Genomic DNA, 15,958 nt, shown 5'->3' with positions numbered 1-15,958 from the left:
AAGAAATGAAAAAATGGCAAACATGTCTCCTTGGAGTCGGATCAATCTGTTGCTTGGCAGCCTGTTCGGCTAAAAATATGTCAGACGAATCTACTATGAAGGAGCAAACAAAAACAGAACAAGTCAGTGCGCAAACTGCGACTAAAGGTCAGGCGGTTGCTGATTTCGAACTGACAGGAGTAGATGGCAAGACCTACCGCTTATCTGATTATAAGGGTAAGAAAGTTTATCTCAAATTCTGGGCTTCTTGGTGTTCCATCTGTCTAGCCAGTCTTCCAGATACGGATGAAATCGCTAAGGATGCTGGTGATGACTATGTAGTTTTGACAGTGATCTCTCCTGGACACAAGGGAGAACAAGCTGAAACGGATTTTAAGAACTGGTACAAGGGCTTGGATTATAAAAATATTCCAGTTCTAATTGACCCATCAGGTAAACTTTTAGAAAGTTATGGTGTTCGTTCTTACCCAACTCAAGCCTTTATAGACAAGGAAGGTAAGCTGGTCAAAACGCAACCTGGTTTTATGGATAAGGATATGATTTTAAAAACATTGAAAGAAATGGGGTAGAGAAAGGTCATGAATGATAAAGTAAAATTGTTTGTCTTGGCAGGGATTTTTTTCCTAGCCATAAGCGGTTTCTATTTTCTATTGATGCGAAATGCAGGGCAGACAGATAGCTCGCAAATTGAGAAAGCAGCAGTTAGCCAAGGAGGAAAAACAGTGAAAAAAACAGAAGTGAGTAAAGATGCAGACTTGCACGAAATTTATCTAGCTGGAGGTTGTTTCTGGGGAGTGGAGGAATACTTCTCACGCGTTCCCGGGGTGACAGATGCCGTATCAGGCTATGCAAATGGTAGAGGGGAAACAACCAAGTACGAATTGATTAACCAAACAGGACATGCAGAGACTGTCCATATTACCTATGATGCTAATCAAATTTCTCTCAAAGAAATCCTGCTTCATTACTTCCGCATTATCAATCCAACCAGCAAAAATAAACAAGGAAATGATGTGGGAACCCAGTACCGTACTGGTGTTTATTACACAGATGACAAGGATTTAGAGGTGATTAACCAAGTCTTTGATGAGGTGGCTAAGAAATACGATCAACCTCTAGCAGTTGAAAAGGAGATCTTGAAGAATTTTGTAGTGGCAGAGGATTACCACCAAGACTATCTAAAGAAAAATCCAAATGGCTACTGCCATATCAATGTTAATCAGGCGGCCTACCCCGTCATTGATGCCAGCAAATATCCTAAGCCAAGTGATGAAGAATTGAAAAAGACCTTGTCACCTGAGGAGTATGCAGTCACCCAGAAAAATCAAACAGAACGAGCTTTTTCAAACCGTTACTGGGATAAATTTGAATCTGGTATCTATGTGGATGTAGCAACTGGTGAACCTCTCTTTTCATCAAAGGATAAGTTTGAGTCTGGTTGTGGCTGGCCTAGTTTTACCCAACCCATCAGTCCAGATGTTGCCACCTACAAGGAAGATAAGTCTTACAATATGACACGCATGGAAGTGCGGAGCCGAGTTGGAGATTCTCACCTTGGCCATGTCTTTACGGACGGCCCACAGGACAAGGGTGGCTTGCGCTACTGTATCAATAGTCTTTCCATCCGCTTTATTCCCAAAGACCAAATGGAAGAAAAAGGCTATGCTTATTTACTAGATTATGTTGATTAAGAGGGCTTTCCTAAGCAGTTAGAGGAGAATTTTGCTATACTGATACTAGTAAGTGACAAAGGAGAGAAGCATGACCTATACAATCTTAATTGTAGAAGATGAATATCTGGTAAGACAAGGCTTGACCAAGCTGGTCAATGTAGCAGCCTACGATATGGAAATCATCGGTCAGGCTGAAAATGGAAGGCAGGCTTGGGAATTGATTCAACAACAAGTTCCAGATATCATTCTAACCGATATCAACATGCCTCAGCTAAATGGCATCCAGTTGGCTAGTCTGGTTCGAGAAACCTATCCTCAGGTGCATTTGGTCTTTTTAACAGGTTACGATGATTTTGATTATGCTTTGTCTGCTGTCAAACTCGGTGTGGATGACTATCTGCTCAAGCCCTTTTCTCGTCAGGATATTGAGGAAATGTTGGGGAAAATCAAGCAAAAGTTGGATAAGGAAGAGAAAGAAGAGCAGTTACAAGATTTATTGACCGATAAGTTTGAGGGAAATATGGCCCAGAAAATCCAGTCCCATCTGGCTGATAGCCAGTTTAGTTTAAAGTCTTTGGCCAGTGACTTGGGCTTTAGTCCGACTTATCTGAGTTCTTTGATTAAGAAAGAGTTGGGACTACCTTTTCAGGATTACCTGGTGAGAGAACGTGTCAAACAAGCCAAGCTCTTACTTTTAACTACAGATCTGAAGATTTATGAGATCGCAGAGAAAGTTGGTTTTGAAGATATGAACTATTTTACCCAACGTTTTAAACAGATTGCAGGTGTGACACCTCGTCAGTTTAAGAAGGGGGAAGGCCGATGAAGCGTTCTTCTCTCCTAGTCAGAATGGTTATTTCCATCTTTCTGGTCTTTCTCATTCTCCTAGCTCTGGTTGGGACTTTCTACTATCAATCTAGTTCATCAGCCATTGAGGCTAGCATTGAGGGCAATAGTCAAACAACTATCAGTCAGACTAGCCACTTTATCCAGTCTTATATCAAAAAATTAGAAACCACCTCAACTAGTTTGACCCAGCAGGCAGATGTCCTAGCCTATGCTGAGAATCCCAGTCAAGACAAGGTCAAGGGAATTCGAGATTTGTTTTTGACCATCTTAAAGTCAGACCAAGATTTGAAAGCTGTTGTACTGGTGACTAAATCCGGTCAAGTCATTTCTACAGATGACAGTGTGCAGATGAAAACTTCCTCTGATATGATGGCTGAGGACTGGTACCAAAAGGCCATTCATCAGGGGTCTAAGCCAGTTTTGACTCCAGCTCGTAAATCGGACAGTCAATGGGTCATTTCTGTCACTCAAGAACTTGTTGATGCAAAGGGAGCTAATCTTGGCGTGCTTCGTTTGGATATTTCTTATGAAACTCTGGAAGCCTATCTTAACCAACTTCAGTTGGGTCAGCAGGGCTTTGCCTTTATCATCAATGAAAACCATGAATTTGTTTATCATCCTCAACACACAGTTTATAGTTCGTCTAGCGAAATGGAGGCTATGAAACCCTACATCGAGACAGGGCAGGGTTATACTCCAGATCACAAATCCTACGTCAGTCAGGAAAGGATTGCTGGAACTGATTGGACGGTGCTTGGTGTGTCTTCGTTGGAGAAGTTAGACCAGGTTAGGAGTCAACTCATGTGGACCTTGCTTGGAGCCAGTTTCACATCTCTTCTTGCTTGTCTCTGCTTGGTGTGGCTTAGTCTTAAACGCTGGATTGCTCCTCTGAATGACTTGAGAGAAACCATGCTGGAGATTGCTTCTGGTGGTCAGAATCTTCGTGCCAAGGAAGTTGGTGCCTATGAATTAAGAGAAGTGACTCGTCAGTTCAATGCCATGCTGGATCAGATTGATCAGTTGATGGTAGCTATTCGCAGGCAGGAAGAAACAACCCGTCAGTACCAACTTCAAGCCTTGTCGAGCCAGATTAATCCGCATTTCCTCTATAACACCTTGGACACCATCATCTGGATGGCTGAATTTCAGGACAGTCAGAGAGTGGTTCAAGTGACCAAGTCCTTGGCGACCTACTTCCGCTTGGCGCTCAATCAAGGCAGGGATTTGATTTGCCTCTCTGACGAAATCAATCATGTCCGCCAGTATCTCTTTATCCAGAAACAACGCTATGGAGATAAGCTGGAATACGAAATTGCTGAAAATCCTGCCTTTGATCATCTAGTCTTGCCCAAGTTGGTCTTACAGCCCTTAGTAGAGAATGCCCTGTACCATGGCATTAAGGAAAAGGAAGGTAAGGGACATATTAGAGTTTCTGTTCAGAAACAGGATTCAGGATTGGTCATCCGTATTGAGGATGATGGAGTTGGTTTCCAAGATGCTAGCGATAGTAGTCAAAGTCAACTCAAACGTGGGGGAGTTGGTCTTCAAAATGTTGATCAACGGCTCAAACTTCATTTTGGAGAATACTACCAGATGAAGATTGATTCTATTCCCTCAAAAGGTACGACGGTTGAAATATACATAAATGGAATAGAAATTAGCTAACTCCCAGTCAATTCTGGGAGTTTTATGCGTAATTGGGCAAGCTTTCTAGGTTGTCTATCTTGCTAAAACGTAGAAAAAACGATATGATAGATAATGACAAAAGAGGTATCAAGTATGAAGGAAAAAGACATTCAAAGAGAAACAAGCCAGATTGTAAAAGATGTATTAGAAAAGGCCAATTTGAAGCAAGGATCTATCTTTGTTTTGGGCCTTTCTTCTAGTGAGGTGATAGGTGGTCAGATTGGCAAGGAATCCAGCCAAGAAATTGGGGAAATCATTGTAAAGACCATCCTAGATATCTTAGAGAAAAAAGGAATTCATCTAGCCGTTCAAGGTTGTGAACATGTCAATCGGGCCCTCGTCGTTGAACGTCAGGTGGCAGAGCTGTTTGGTCTGGAAATCGTCAGTGTCCTTCCTACCCTTCATGCAGGAGGTTCAGGTCAGTTGGCAGCCTTCAAGTTTATGCAAGATCCAGTTGAAGTTGAATTTATCAAGGCTCATGCTGGATTGGATATCGGAGACACTGCAATTGGCATGCATGTCAAGCATGTTCAGGTTCCGATTCGCCCTCTTTTGAGAGAAATTGGGCATGCCCATGTAACGGCTCTTGCTAGCCGTCCAAAATTAATCGGAGGTGCGCGTGCGCATTATCCACAAGATTCTATCAGAAAGTCGTGAGAATGAAAAAAACAAAACAACAACTAGAAAAAATCACCAAATATTCGATTCGTAAGCTAACTGTTGGGGTAGGTCCTGTAGCCATTGGGGCCTTCCTTTTTGGTGCCAGTACCCTTTTAGTAGATAAGGTTCAAGCCAATGAAGTCGGTGGTGCTCATAGCGTTCATTACCGTTATTTGGCGGAGCAGGAATTGACCGAGTCTGAAAAAGCTCTAATTCACCATGAAGTTCCTACAGAATTTCAAGATGATGATATTCTCTATGTAGTTTATCGTAAGAAGGCAACTAACAGTCAACAACTTCCATACACGGGAAATAAGGAGCTAGCCCTAGCAGGCCTTGGCTTGGCAACGGCTTCTCTAGCAGTCTTTTTGGTGTCTAAAAAAGGTCGCAAAGAGGTCCTAGGTGTTCTCTTAATTGGTTCTTTAGGAGCCAGCACCTTTGTACCTTACGGGACATTTGCATTTGAAAATAAAGAATTGCTTTCTTATAACCAAACTATTTCAGTCTCTACACATGAAGGCTTGGCTGAAGGGATCATCCATATTGATGGTTATGAGTACATCGGATACTTCAAGGAAGCAGAACTCCATCCATCAAGACCAGATTCAGCAGAACAGCCTCAGTTGTCAGTAGAGAAGCAAAGTTCAAAAGAAATCGAGAAAACTGAAGTCAATCAAGAAAGACCTGCTGTTGCTCCAGAAACTATCGTTGAGAATCCTGTAGTAGAAACTCCAGTTGTTCCTGCGGTTGAAGAAAAACCAGTTTCTGAGAAGCCTCAGACAAGACAGGAAGAGAGCTTGGTGGAGATTCCCTTTGAAACAGTCACAAGCCCAGATGCTAATCTAGCAGAAGGACAGACTCGTATCGTAACAGCTGGAGTAAATGGTCAGCGTCGCCTTGTAACCAAAGTATCGATGGTCAACGGTCAAGAAGTTAGAGAAGTCGTCGAAGACCAAGTGATTCAAAATCCTGTGTCACAAGTCATTGCAGTCGGAACGAAGAAAGAGGTGCAACCTGCCCCAACTCCAACCCCACAAGCTGAACCAACGCATCAAGTAGCAAAAGGAACTCAAGAGGAAGGTAAAACTGGCCAAGCCATAACAGAACCAACCTTACCAGAGGCCCCAGTTGAAACGAAGGGCACTCAAGAAGAAGGTAAAGCAGGCCAAGCCATAACACAACCAACTTTACCAGATGCTCCAGTTGAAGTAAAAGGAACTCAAGAAGAAGGTAAAGCAGGCCAAGCTCTAACACAGCCAGAATTGCCAGAAGCTCCAATCGAAGTAAAAGGTACACAAGAGGAAGGTAAAGCAGGTCAAGCCCTTGTACAAGAGCAGTTACCTGAGTACAAAGTAACTGAGGGAACTCTTGTTGAAACATCGACTACAGACCTAGACTACAAAACTGAAACGACTGAGGATCCAACCAAGTATACGGACGAAGAAACTGTCGTAAGAAATGGTGAAAAAGGTAGTCAAGTTACTAAAACAACTTATAAAACAGTAGAAGGTGTTAAAACTGACCAAGTTCTTTCAACTAGCACAGAAGTTACCAAGGAGCCTGTAAACCAACAGGTAAGTCGTGGGACAAAACCAATTGAAGGAACTCTTGTAGAAGAAAGTCTTGAAAAGATTCCATTTAAGGAAGTTGTTAAAGAAGATGACCAACTGAAAAAAGGCTTAGAAGTTGTAGCTCAAGAAGGAAAAGAAGGCCAGAAAAAAATCACCAAGACCTTTAATACCATTAAGGGAGTTAAAACAGAGGACGCTCCAAAAATTACAGAGGAAATCCTTGAGGCACCTCAAGACAAAATTTTGAAACGTGGTACCAAGACTTTTGAAAAACCAGTATTGACCATCACGGCAGTTGAACCTAAGGATTTGAAGCGTACTTCAGATGTTAAATACAGTCTAGAAAATCCAAGTAAGGCAGCCATTAAATCTATCACCCTAACTCTGAAAAAAGGTGATGAGATTGTCAAAACCTTGAATGTTTCACCAGACGACCTGACAACTACCCTGACAGATTTGCAGTACTACAAGGATTATAAACTTGAAACGAAGATGGTTTATGACCGTGGTGAGGGTGATGAGGAAGAAGTTCTGAAAGAAGAACCTCTAAGAATCGACCTCAAAAAAGTTGAAATCAAAAATATCAAAGAAACAAGCTTGATGAGTGTGGATGCTGATGGTAACGAAACAGACACTAGTTTGCTGACAGCAAAACCAGCTGATGTTTCTCCGCTTTATTTACGAGTGACCACTCATGACAATAAAACAACCAGACTTGCCGTTGACAAAATTGAAGAAGTAACAGTTGATGGCAAGACCTTGTATAAGGTTACAGCCAAAGCACCTGATTTGATTCAACGGACTGCTGACAACACACTGAACGAAGAGTATGTTCATTACTTTGAAAAACAAAAAGCAAAAGAAGGTAATGTTTACTACAACTTCAACGAGCTTGTCAAAGATATGAAAGCTAATCCTACAGGTGAGTTTAAACTGGGTGCAGATTTAAATGCAGCCAATGTACCAACTCCAAATAAAGAGTACGTTCCTGGTACATTTAAAGGTAAGTTGTCAAGTGTTGACGGACAACGTTATTCAATCCACAATATGTCTCGTCAACTATTTGGTGGTATTGAAGGTGGTTCTGTTAAAGATGTTAACTTGGCTAATGTTGATATTAACATGCCTTGGGTTGATAATATTTCTGCACTTGCCAGAACTGTTAAGAATGCCACTGTTGAAAATATTAAAGTAACTGGTAGCATCATTGGTAGAGATGGAATTGCCGGACTTGTTAATAAATTAGATAATGGCGGACAACTTACTAATGTTGCTTATATCGGTAAACTTACAGGTGTAGGTGATAGAGGTTGGGATTTCGGTGGCATGGTTGGCGAAATCTGGAAAGGTAATGTTGACAAAGGTTATGTAGAAGCTGATATAGTTGCTAATAAAGCTCGTATCGGTGGATTTGTTGCTAGATCGGATAACGGTTCTGACCCTAACGGAATCGGTAAATACGGTTCTGTTCGTAATGCCGTTACTAAAGGGACTATTAAAGTAAAAACTCCTGTTGAAGTTGGTGGTTTCCTTAGTAAAAACTGGGCATGGGGTAAAGTTGCTGACTCTGTGTCTATGATGAAAGTAGAAAACGGTGAAGTATTCTATGGATCTAAAGATATTGACGAAGATGGTGGATACTTCTCAAATGACGCATTAGAACGTAACTTCATTGTAAAAAATGTGAGTACAGGTAAGCGTTCATTTAGATTCTCTGTTTCTAACCGAATTAAAGAAGTCTCACAAGAAGAAGCTGACAAGAAAATTGCAACATTAGGATTAACTGCTAACGATTATGTTATCAACCCTCTTGTTGAAGATTCACTAAATAATGTAAAACCAAAAGCCGATACTTACAAAGATACTCAGGATTACGATGCTTCTCGTGAGCTTGCTTACCGTAATGTTGAAAAACTTCAACCGTTCTACAACAAAGAATGGATTGTCAACCAAGGGAACAAGATTCCAGCTGGATCAAACTTATTAACGAAAGAAGTATTGTCTGTAACTGCAATGAAAGGCAATGACTTTGTCACAGACCTTACAGATGCTGACCATATTTTGGTTCACTACGCAGATAAGACAAAAGATATCTTTACAATTTCTCCGAAAGACTCTCAAGTTAAGCAAGTGAAAGAATACAGTGTCGCTGAGCTTGGTGAAGTCGTTTATACACCAAATATGCTGGTTAAAGATCGTTCAGATTTAATCAGCGCTATCGAAAGCAAGTTAAGTCCAGTTGAACTGCAATCTGATCCGATTTACCAACACTTGGGTAGAACTGGTGGTAACAAAGTCAATGCAATTAAGGATTTGTACTTAGAAGAAAGCTTCAAGTATGTGAAAGATAATCTCACTCAATTTGTTACGAAGTTAGTGGAAAATGAAGATCACCAACTGAACACAGATGAAGCCGCTAAACGTGCCTTGATTAAGAAAATCGATGACAACAAAGCAGCAGTTCTTCTTGGATTAACTTACCTAAATCGTTACTACGGGGTTAAATTCGATGACTTTAACATTAAAGAGTTAATGTTATTCAAACCGGACTTCTATGGTAAGAATGTTGGTGTGTTAGACTTCTTGATTAAGGTTGGTTCTAAGGAAAATAACATTAAAGGTGATAGAACTTTAGAAGCTTATCGCGAAACGATCGGTGGAGTTATCGGTATAGGCGAGTTAAACAGTTTCTTAGACTATAATATGCGTCTATTTACAAGTGACACTGACTTAAACGACTGGTTCATAAAAGCAACTAAAGATAATGTATATATTGTTGAACCTAAAACAACAACACCTGAGTTTGCTGATAAGAAACACAGAGCCTACGAAGGATTAAACAACGACGTGCATGGTAAGATGATTCTGCCACTTCTGAATTTAAAAGATGCGCACATGATTCTAATCTCAACATATAATACACTAGCGTACAGTTCATTCGAGAAATACGGTAAGAAGACTGAAGCAGAACGCGAGGCATTCAAACCTGAAATCGATAAAGTAGCAAAAGCTCAACAAAATTACCTAGACTTCTGGTCTCGTCTATCATTAGATAAAGTTCGTAATCAACTGCTTAAGAGCAACAACATGGTACCAACACCAGTACTAGATAACCAAAACTATCCAGAAGGTACTGACAAATACGGTCACACTAACAGCGGTAAAGACATTGCTCCAGTTCGTGAGCTATATGGACCAACAGGTCGTTATCACGCAACAGACTGGCGTATGGGAGCTGTCGCTCGTGTTTACGGTAACCCTTATAAAGATGATTCAGTATTCTTCATGGTTACTAGTATGATTAGTGACTTCGGTATCTCAGCCTTCACTCATGAAACAACTCACGTAAATGACCGTATGGTTTACTTAGGTGGTTCAAGACACCGTGAAGGAACTGACTTAGAAGCATTTGCACAAGGTATGCTACAATCACCTGCTGAAACAAGTCCAAACGGTGACTTTAAAGCATTAGGATTGAACATGGCCTATGAACGTCCAAATGATGGAAATCAATGGTATAACACTAATCCAAATGATCTCGCATCTCGAGAAGAAATCGATCATTACATGAAAGGTTTCAACGATACTCTAATGCTTCTTGACTACCTTGAAGGAGAAGCCGTTATTGATAAACAGGATAAAGCCTTAAATAGTGCTTGGTTCAAGAAAGTGGATAAAAAACTTCGTGGAGCTAATACGAAGAACCAATACGACAACGTTAGGGATTTAAATGCAGAAGAAAAAGAATATAATTTAACATCTGTTAACGACTTAGTAGAGAAAAACTTCATGACTAAGCACGGTCCTGGTAATGGTCAGTATGACCCAACTGGATTCGGTTCTGCTTATGTAACTGTACCAATTACCGCTGGTATCTATGGTGGTAACACAAGTGAAGGTGCTCCAGGAGCAATGTCATTCAAACATAACACCTTCCGTATGTGGGGTTACTTTGGATATGAAAAAGGCTTCCTAAATTATGCTTCTAACATGCTGAAAAATGAGTCTAAACAAGCAGGTCATGCTACTCTAGGAGATGACTTCATCATTAAGAAAGTTTCTGATGGTAAATTTAATACTCTAGAAGATTGGAAGAAAGAATACTTCAAAGAAGTTGTTGATAAAGCGAAAGCAGGATTTAACCCAGTTACAATTGATGGCACTACATATAGTAGTTACGATGACTTGAAGAATGCATTTGCTGCAGCTGTTGATAAAGATAAAGCTACTCTTAAAAACGGATCAGTTAAATTTGATAATACTGTATCACTTAAAGAGAAAATCTTCAAGAAACTTCTTCAACAAACAAACAGCTTTAAAACTTCAATCTTTAAATAATTGAAATCTCTCATCTGCTTTGCGGATGAGGGTTTTCTTATTTTGTGCTATACTTAAGGTATGCATAGAAAAACAGTGATTGATTTTAGGGCTTTTGGGGAAAGATACACCTTTACCCAGCCCATTAAAGAGTTGAAAACGAGAAATGTAGCAGAAGTGGCAGATTTGCTGGCACAAGTGGAAAGCTACCAAGAGCAAGGCTATTATGTGGTGGGTTATGTCAGCTATGAGGCTGCACCTGCTTTTGAGGAGAAATTAGCAGTTCATAAAGCTCCTTTACTGGACGAGTATTTGCTTTACTTTACTGTTCACGATAAGGTGGAGACCTCCCCTATTCCTCTGATTTATGACGAGGTTGATTTACCTTCAAACTGGCAGGAAGTAACGTCTGCAGCAGACTATGAGAAGGCGATTGCCCAGATTCGCCATCATTTGCGGCAGGGAGACACTTATCAGGTCAACTACACCGTCCAACTCAAGCAAGATTTAAGCGCTAATCCTTTTGCCATCTACAATCGCATGGTGGTAGAGCAGGAGGCGGGTTACAATGCCTATGTTGAACATGATGAGATGGCAGTGATTTCCATGAGTCCAGAGCTCTTTTTTGAGCAAAATGACCGTGAGTTGATAACGCGACCAATGAAGGGAACGACTCAGCGTGGCATGACTGACCAAGAAGACTTGGATCAGGCAGCTTGGTTGGAACAGGACCCCAAAAATCGCTCTGAAAATATGATGATTGTGGACCTCTTGCGCAACGATATGAACCGTATTTCTGAAGTGGGAAGTGAGCATGTGGAGCGTTTGTGTCAAGTGGAGCAGTATTCGACTGTCTGGCAGATGACTTCGACCATCAAGAGTCAGTTGCGAGAGGATGTTGACCTTGTAGAAATATTCCGTTCTCTCTTTCCTTGTGGATCAATAACAGGAGCTCCGAAAATTGCGACCATGGAAATCATCAAGAACTTGGAGCCACAACCGCGTGGAGTCTACTGTGGAACGATTGGTCTCCTGCTTCCAAATGGACGACGGATTTTTAATGTTGCTATCCGGACTATTCAACTGTATCAAGGGAAAGCCATCTATGGAGTTGGTGGAGGTATTACATGGGATAGCACTTGGGAATCTGAATATCGCGAGGTTCATCAAAAGGCAGCCGTTCTTTATCGTAAACAAGCTCGCTTCCAATTAATTACAACTGGAAAAATCAGCCAAAAACAACTGATGTTTGAAGAACAACATCTAGAAAGGCTGAGAAAAGCGAGTCGGTATTTTGCCTTTCCATTTGATTCAGAAAACTTGAAACAAAAGATAGAGGAAGAGTGTCAGGCTTGTGATGCTAATCAAGATTACCGCTTGCGTATTTCTCTCGGCAAGTCTGGAGAGATAGAACTTAGTCGACAAATCTTAACACCTCTTAGTCCAAGTTTTTGCGAGGCCAAACTTTGCCTGCAAGAAGTTAATTTGCAACAAGCCTTTACCTACTTCAAAACAAGCTTCCGACCTCACTTGAGCCTAGGGAAACAAGAGAAGATTTATCATAATCAAAGAGGAGAATTGCTTGAAACCTCTATTGGAAATTTGGTTCTGAAGATTGATGGGAGACTCTATACACCATCTATCCGACTGGGAATCTTACCAGGAATTTACCGTCAACATTTGCTGGAAACAGGACAGGTAGAAGAGAAAGTCTTGACCATAGAAGATTTGAAGGGAGCAGAAGCTATCTATGGCTGTAATGCAGTCAGGGGTTTGTATGAGTTGTCAGTAAGGGAGAACTAAATGAAATTAATATTTTTACATGGCCTAGGTCAGTCAGCAGATAGTTGGAAGGAAGTGCAAGAGTTGCTTGCAGATTATCCCTCTGAAGCCATAGAGTTATTTCCTTCCGGAGTTGCCACCTACCAAGAAGCCAAGGAGCGCATTTATCAGCGCTTAACAGTGGAAACAGAACCTTTTGTCCTAATCGGTTTGTCCTTAGGAGCTGCCCTTGCATTGGAGCTTTCAAGTTATGAGATACCAAATCTTCAATCCTTGGTTTTGTCAGGTTGTCCACTGAAACTAGCGGGTAACATTCCTTTTTATATTCAGTTGTTGATTTTTAAACTACTTCCCAAAAAGGTATTTGAAAAACAGGGAGCAGACAAAGCTTTTATGGTCGGAGTTTCTGAGGAATTGAAGACACTTGATTTAACTGATATATCAAGAACTTGTCCTTATCCAACCTTACTAATTTGTGGTAGCAAAGATAAACCCAATCTTAGTTCTATGAGAAGTCTTCATAAACTAATATCAGAATCTCAATTCCAGATTATCCCTGACGGTCCTCATGTCTTGAATAGAGCCAAACCAAAAGAGTTTGCAGCAATAACTAGAAGTTTTCTTGAATTGCTGAAATAAGTTTGATAAAATAATATTGAAATCGATAACATTCCTATAGGAGAAAGTAATGAACAAACGTCTATTTTTAAAAATGAGTCTGGCTACCTTGCCAGTTTTAGCCTTGTTTTCACAACCTGTGTTAGCAGAAGAAAGCATTCATTTTTCTAGTTGTAAGGAAGCTTGGGCGAATGGATACTCGGATATTCACGAGGGAGAACCTGGTTATTCTGCCAAGTTAGACCGCGATCATGATGGTGTGGCTTGCGAATTGAAAAATGCTCCTAAGGGTGCTTTTAAAGCAAAACAAGCGGCTACAACTCAAACTGATACAAGTTCATCAACAGCAAGTGGTTGGGTTAAGCAGGACGGTGCTTGGTACTACTTTGATGAAATTGGAAATCCAGTGAAAAATGCTTGGCAGGGAAGCTATTACCTGAAATCAGACGGAAAAATGGCCCAGAGCGAATGGATTTATGATGATTCTTATCAAGCTTGGTATTATTTGAAATCAGATGGTTCTTATGCAAAAAATGCATGGCAAGGAGCTTATTACCTTAAATCAAACGGTAAAATGGCACAAGGTGAGTGGGTTTATGATTCTTCTTACCAAGCATGGTATTACTTGAAATCAGATGGTTCTTATGCTCGCAATGCATGGCAAGGAAACTACTATTTGAAATCAGATGGTAAAATGGCTAAAAATGAGCGAGTTGATGGAGGCCGCTACTACGTAGATGCTTCAGGTCTCTGGAAACCATAAGTAAGGATAAAATCTAGAAAGTTAATGCAAACCTTTGCATAAATGAGTGAAATTTGTTATACTAGTGCTGTAAGCATTTTCAATTAATTTATAATGAAAAAGGAGAATATGATGAGTCAAAAGATTATTGGGATTGACCTTGGTGGAACTTCTATCAAATTTGCAATCTTGACAACAGCAGGAGAAATCCAAGAAAAATGGTCTATCAAGACCAACATTTTGGATGAGGGAAGTCATATCGTAGATGATATGATTGAGTCTATTCAACATCGTTTGGACTTGCTTGGATTGGTGGCAGCGGACTTCCAAGGTATTGGAATGGGATCACCAGGTGTGGTTGACCGTGAAAAAGGGACTGTTATCGGTGCCTACAACCTCAACTGGAAAACCCTTCAACCAATCAAAGAGAAAATTGAAAAAGCCTTGGGTATCCCATTCTTCATCGATAATGATGCCAACGTGGCTGCTCTCGGTGAGCGCTGGATGGGTGCTGGTGATAACCAACCAGACGTTGTCTTTATGACACTCGGTACAGGTGTTGGTGGCGGTATCGTTGCAGAAGGCAAATTGCTTCATGGTGTTGCTGGTGCAGCAGGTGAGCTTGGCCACATCACTGTTGACTTTGACCAACCAATCGCATGTACTTGCGGTAAGAAAGGTTGCCTTGAGACAGTTGCTTCAGCAACAGGGATTGTCAACTTGACTCGTCGCTATGCCGATGCATACGAAGGCGATGCAGCCTTGAAACGCTTGATTGATAATGGAGAAGAAGTAACTGCTAAGACTGTATTTGACCTTGCAAAAGAAGGAGACGACCTTGCTTTGATTGTTTACCGTAACTTCTCACGTTACTTGGGAATCGCTTGTGCTAACATTGGCTCAATCCTAAACCCATCAACAATCGTCATCGGTGGTGGTGTGTCAGCTGCAGGAGAATTCCTTCTACAAGGTGTTCAAAAAGTCTACGATGAAAATACTTTCCCACAAGTACGTACATCTACTAAATTAGCTCTTGCAACTCTAGGAAATGACGCTGGGGTTATCGGAGCAGCATCACTTGTATTGCAATAAAATAAAAAGGAGAAAATTGCTTTCTAAAAGCGAGTGATTTTCCTCCTTTCTTTTTTTATGCTATACTAGTTAGGACAATAAATGAGGTGAGAGTAAATGACAAAAGCAGATACGATTTTTAAAGAGAATATTGAACGAATCCTCAAAGACGGTGTCTTTTCTGAGCAAGCACGTCCCAAGTACAAGGATGGGACAGTTGCCAACTCTAAATATGTAACGGGTGCCTTTGCAGAGTATGACTTGGCCAAGGGGGAATTCCCCATTACAACTTTGCGGCCAATTGCCATCAAATCCGCCATCAAGGAAGTGTTCTGGATTTATCAAGACCAGTCAAATAGCCTAGACGTGCTTAATGACAAGTACAATGTTCACTACTGGAATGATTGGGAAGTGGGAGATACGGGAACTATTGGTGAGCGTTACGGGGCGGTCGTTAAGAAACACGACATCATCAATAAGCTTCTCAAACAGTTGGAAGCAAATCCTTGGAACCGTCGCAATATCATTTCGCTCTGGGATTACCAAGCTTTCGAAGAAACAGATGGGTTGCTCCCGTGCGCCTTTCAGACCATGTTTGATGTCCGCCGTGTAGATGGAGTAATCTATCTGGATGCGACCTTGACCCAGCGTTCTAATGACATGCTGGTGGCCCACCACATCAACGCTATGCAGTATGTGGCTCTTCAAATGATGATTGCCAAGCATTTCGGCTGGAAGGTTGGGAAGTTCTTCTACTTTATCAACAACCTCCATATCTATGACAATCAATTTGAACAAGCTGAGGAATTGCTTCGACGTGAGCCGTCAAACTGCCAACCACGTTTGGTATTGAATGTGCCAGATAAGACCAATTTCTTTGATATTAAAGCAGAGGATTTTGAATTGGTGGATTATGACCCTGTCAAGCCGCAGTTGAAGTTTGACCTAGCTATTTAAAAGAATAGAAAAAAGAAGTTGAGACAATGAAT

General features: G+C 41.0%; 11 protein-coding genes. All 11 read left to right on the top strand.

Translation table 11 applies throughout. The annotated features are described in order from the left end of the window. Positions 1 to 5: 5 nt before the first annotated feature. The 11 genes from SK637_RS06835 (at position 6) to SK637_RS06785 (ending at position 15,926) form a co-directional block, all read left to right on the top strand. Positions 6 to 569, top strand: a complete 564-nt coding sequence (locus SK637_RS06835; RefSeq protein ID WP_033689099.1) for a redoxin family protein — start codon at positions 6 to 8, stop codon at positions 567 to 569. A gap of 9 nt (positions 570 to 578) precedes the next feature. Continuing rightward, entirely contained in the window at positions 579 to 1,691 is a 1,113-nt protein-coding gene (gene msrB / locus SK637_RS06830; protein ID WP_033689098.1) for a peptide-methionine (R)-S-oxide reductase MsrB, read from the top strand. A 70-nt stretch (positions 1,692 to 1,761) separates the two neighbouring features. After that, positions 1,762 to 2,499, top strand: coding sequence for a response regulator transcription factor (locus SK637_RS06825; RefSeq protein WP_033689097.1), 738 nt, complete (start codon positions 1,762 to 1,764; stop codon positions 2,497 to 2,499). Beyond that, the gene (locus tag SK637_RS06820) at positions 2,496 to 4,187 is read left to right on the top strand and encodes a cache domain-containing sensor histidine kinase (RefSeq protein WP_033689094.1); all 1,692 of its coding nucleotides are present in this window, start codon (positions 2,496 to 2,498) and stop codon (positions 4,185 to 4,187) included. The genes SK637_RS06825 and SK637_RS06820 overlap by 4 nt, the downstream gene beginning before the upstream one ends. A gap of 114 nt (positions 4,188 to 4,301) precedes the next feature. Then, positions 4,302 to 4,865 carry a TIGR01440 family protein gene (locus tag SK637_RS06815; protein ID WP_033689093.1) on the top strand — a complete coding sequence of 188 codons (564 nt, stop codon included), beginning with the start codon at positions 4,302 to 4,304 and terminating at the stop codon, positions 4,863 to 4,865. Positions 4,866 to 4,867: 2 nt separating this feature from the next. Then, a complete protein-coding gene (locus SK637_RS06810) occupies positions 4,868 to 10,777 on the top strand; it encodes a ZmpA/ZmpB/ZmpC family metallo-endopeptidase (protein ID WP_033689092.1) in 5,910 nt (1,969 codons plus the stop codon). Positions 10,778 to 10,837: 60 nt separating this feature from the next. Next, positions 10,838 to 12,559, top strand: a complete 1,722-nt coding sequence (gene pabB, locus SK637_RS06805; RefSeq protein WP_033689091.1) for an aminodeoxychorismate synthase component I — start codon at positions 10,838 to 10,840, stop codon at positions 12,557 to 12,559. Then, positions 12,560 to 13,177 carry an alpha/beta fold hydrolase gene (locus SK637_RS06800; protein WP_033689090.1) on the top strand — a complete coding sequence of 206 codons (618 nt, stop codon included), beginning with the start codon at positions 12,560 to 12,562 and terminating at the stop codon, positions 13,175 to 13,177. It begins immediately after the preceding gene. Between the two features lie 49 nt (positions 13,178 to 13,226). Next, a complete protein-coding gene (locus SK637_RS06795) occupies positions 13,227 to 13,919 on the top strand; it encodes an excalibur calcium-binding domain-containing protein (RefSeq protein WP_080710525.1) in 693 nt (230 codons plus the stop codon). Positions 13,920 to 14,030: 111 nt separating this feature from the next. Further along, complete coding sequence (locus tag SK637_RS06790) at positions 14,031 to 14,990, top strand: ROK family glucokinase (protein WP_033689088.1); 960 nt, start codon at positions 14,031 to 14,033, stop codon at positions 14,988 to 14,990. Positions 14,991 to 15,086: 96 nt separating this feature from the next. After that, positions 15,087 to 15,926, top strand: a complete 840-nt coding sequence (locus tag SK637_RS06785) for a thymidylate synthase (RefSeq protein ID WP_033689087.1) — start codon at positions 15,087 to 15,089, stop codon at positions 15,924 to 15,926. Positions 15,927 to 15,958: the final 32 nt, after the last annotated feature.

Origin of the sequence: Streptococcus mitis (assembly GCF_000722765.2) — a bacterium.
Taxonomy (GTDB): domain Bacteria; phylum Bacillota; class Bacilli; order Lactobacillales; family Streptococcaceae; genus Streptococcus; species Streptococcus mitis_AQ.
Note: the sequence above shows the minus strand (reverse complement) of the source record. Positions and strands in the feature narration are given on the sequence as shown.

Coding starts and splice junctions, on each gene's coding strand:
- SK637_RS06835 (WP_033689099.1), top strand. CDS start 6: ATGAAAAAATGGCAAACATGTCTCCTTGGAGTCGGATCAATCTGTTGC.
- msrB (WP_033689098.1), top strand. CDS start 579: ATGAATGATAAAGTAAAATTGTTTGTCTTGGCAGGGATTTTTTTCCTA.
- SK637_RS06825 (WP_033689097.1), top strand. CDS start 1,762: ATGACCTATACAATCTTAATTGTAGAAGATGAATATCTGGTAAGACAA.
- SK637_RS06820 (WP_033689094.1), top strand. CDS start 2,496: ATGAAGCGTTCTTCTCTCCTAGTCAGAATGGTTATTTCCATCTTTCTG.
- SK637_RS06815 (WP_033689093.1), top strand. CDS start 4,302: ATGAAGGAAAAAGACATTCAAAGAGAAACAAGCCAGATTGTAAAAGAT.
- SK637_RS06810 (WP_033689092.1), top strand. CDS start 4,868: ATGAAAAAAACAAAACAACAACTAGAAAAAATCACCAAATATTCGATT.
- pabB (WP_033689091.1), top strand. CDS start 10,838: ATGCATAGAAAAACAGTGATTGATTTTAGGGCTTTTGGGGAAAGATAC.
- SK637_RS06800 (WP_033689090.1), top strand. CDS start 12,560: ATGAAATTAATATTTTTACATGGCCTAGGTCAGTCAGCAGATAGTTGG.
- SK637_RS06795 (WP_080710525.1), top strand. CDS start 13,227: ATGAACAAACGTCTATTTTTAAAAATGAGTCTGGCTACCTTGCCAGTT.
- SK637_RS06790 (WP_033689088.1), top strand. CDS start 14,031: ATGAGTCAAAAGATTATTGGGATTGACCTTGGTGGAACTTCTATCAAA.
- SK637_RS06785 (WP_033689087.1), top strand. CDS start 15,087: ATGACAAAAGCAGATACGATTTTTAAAGAGAATATTGAACGAATCCTC.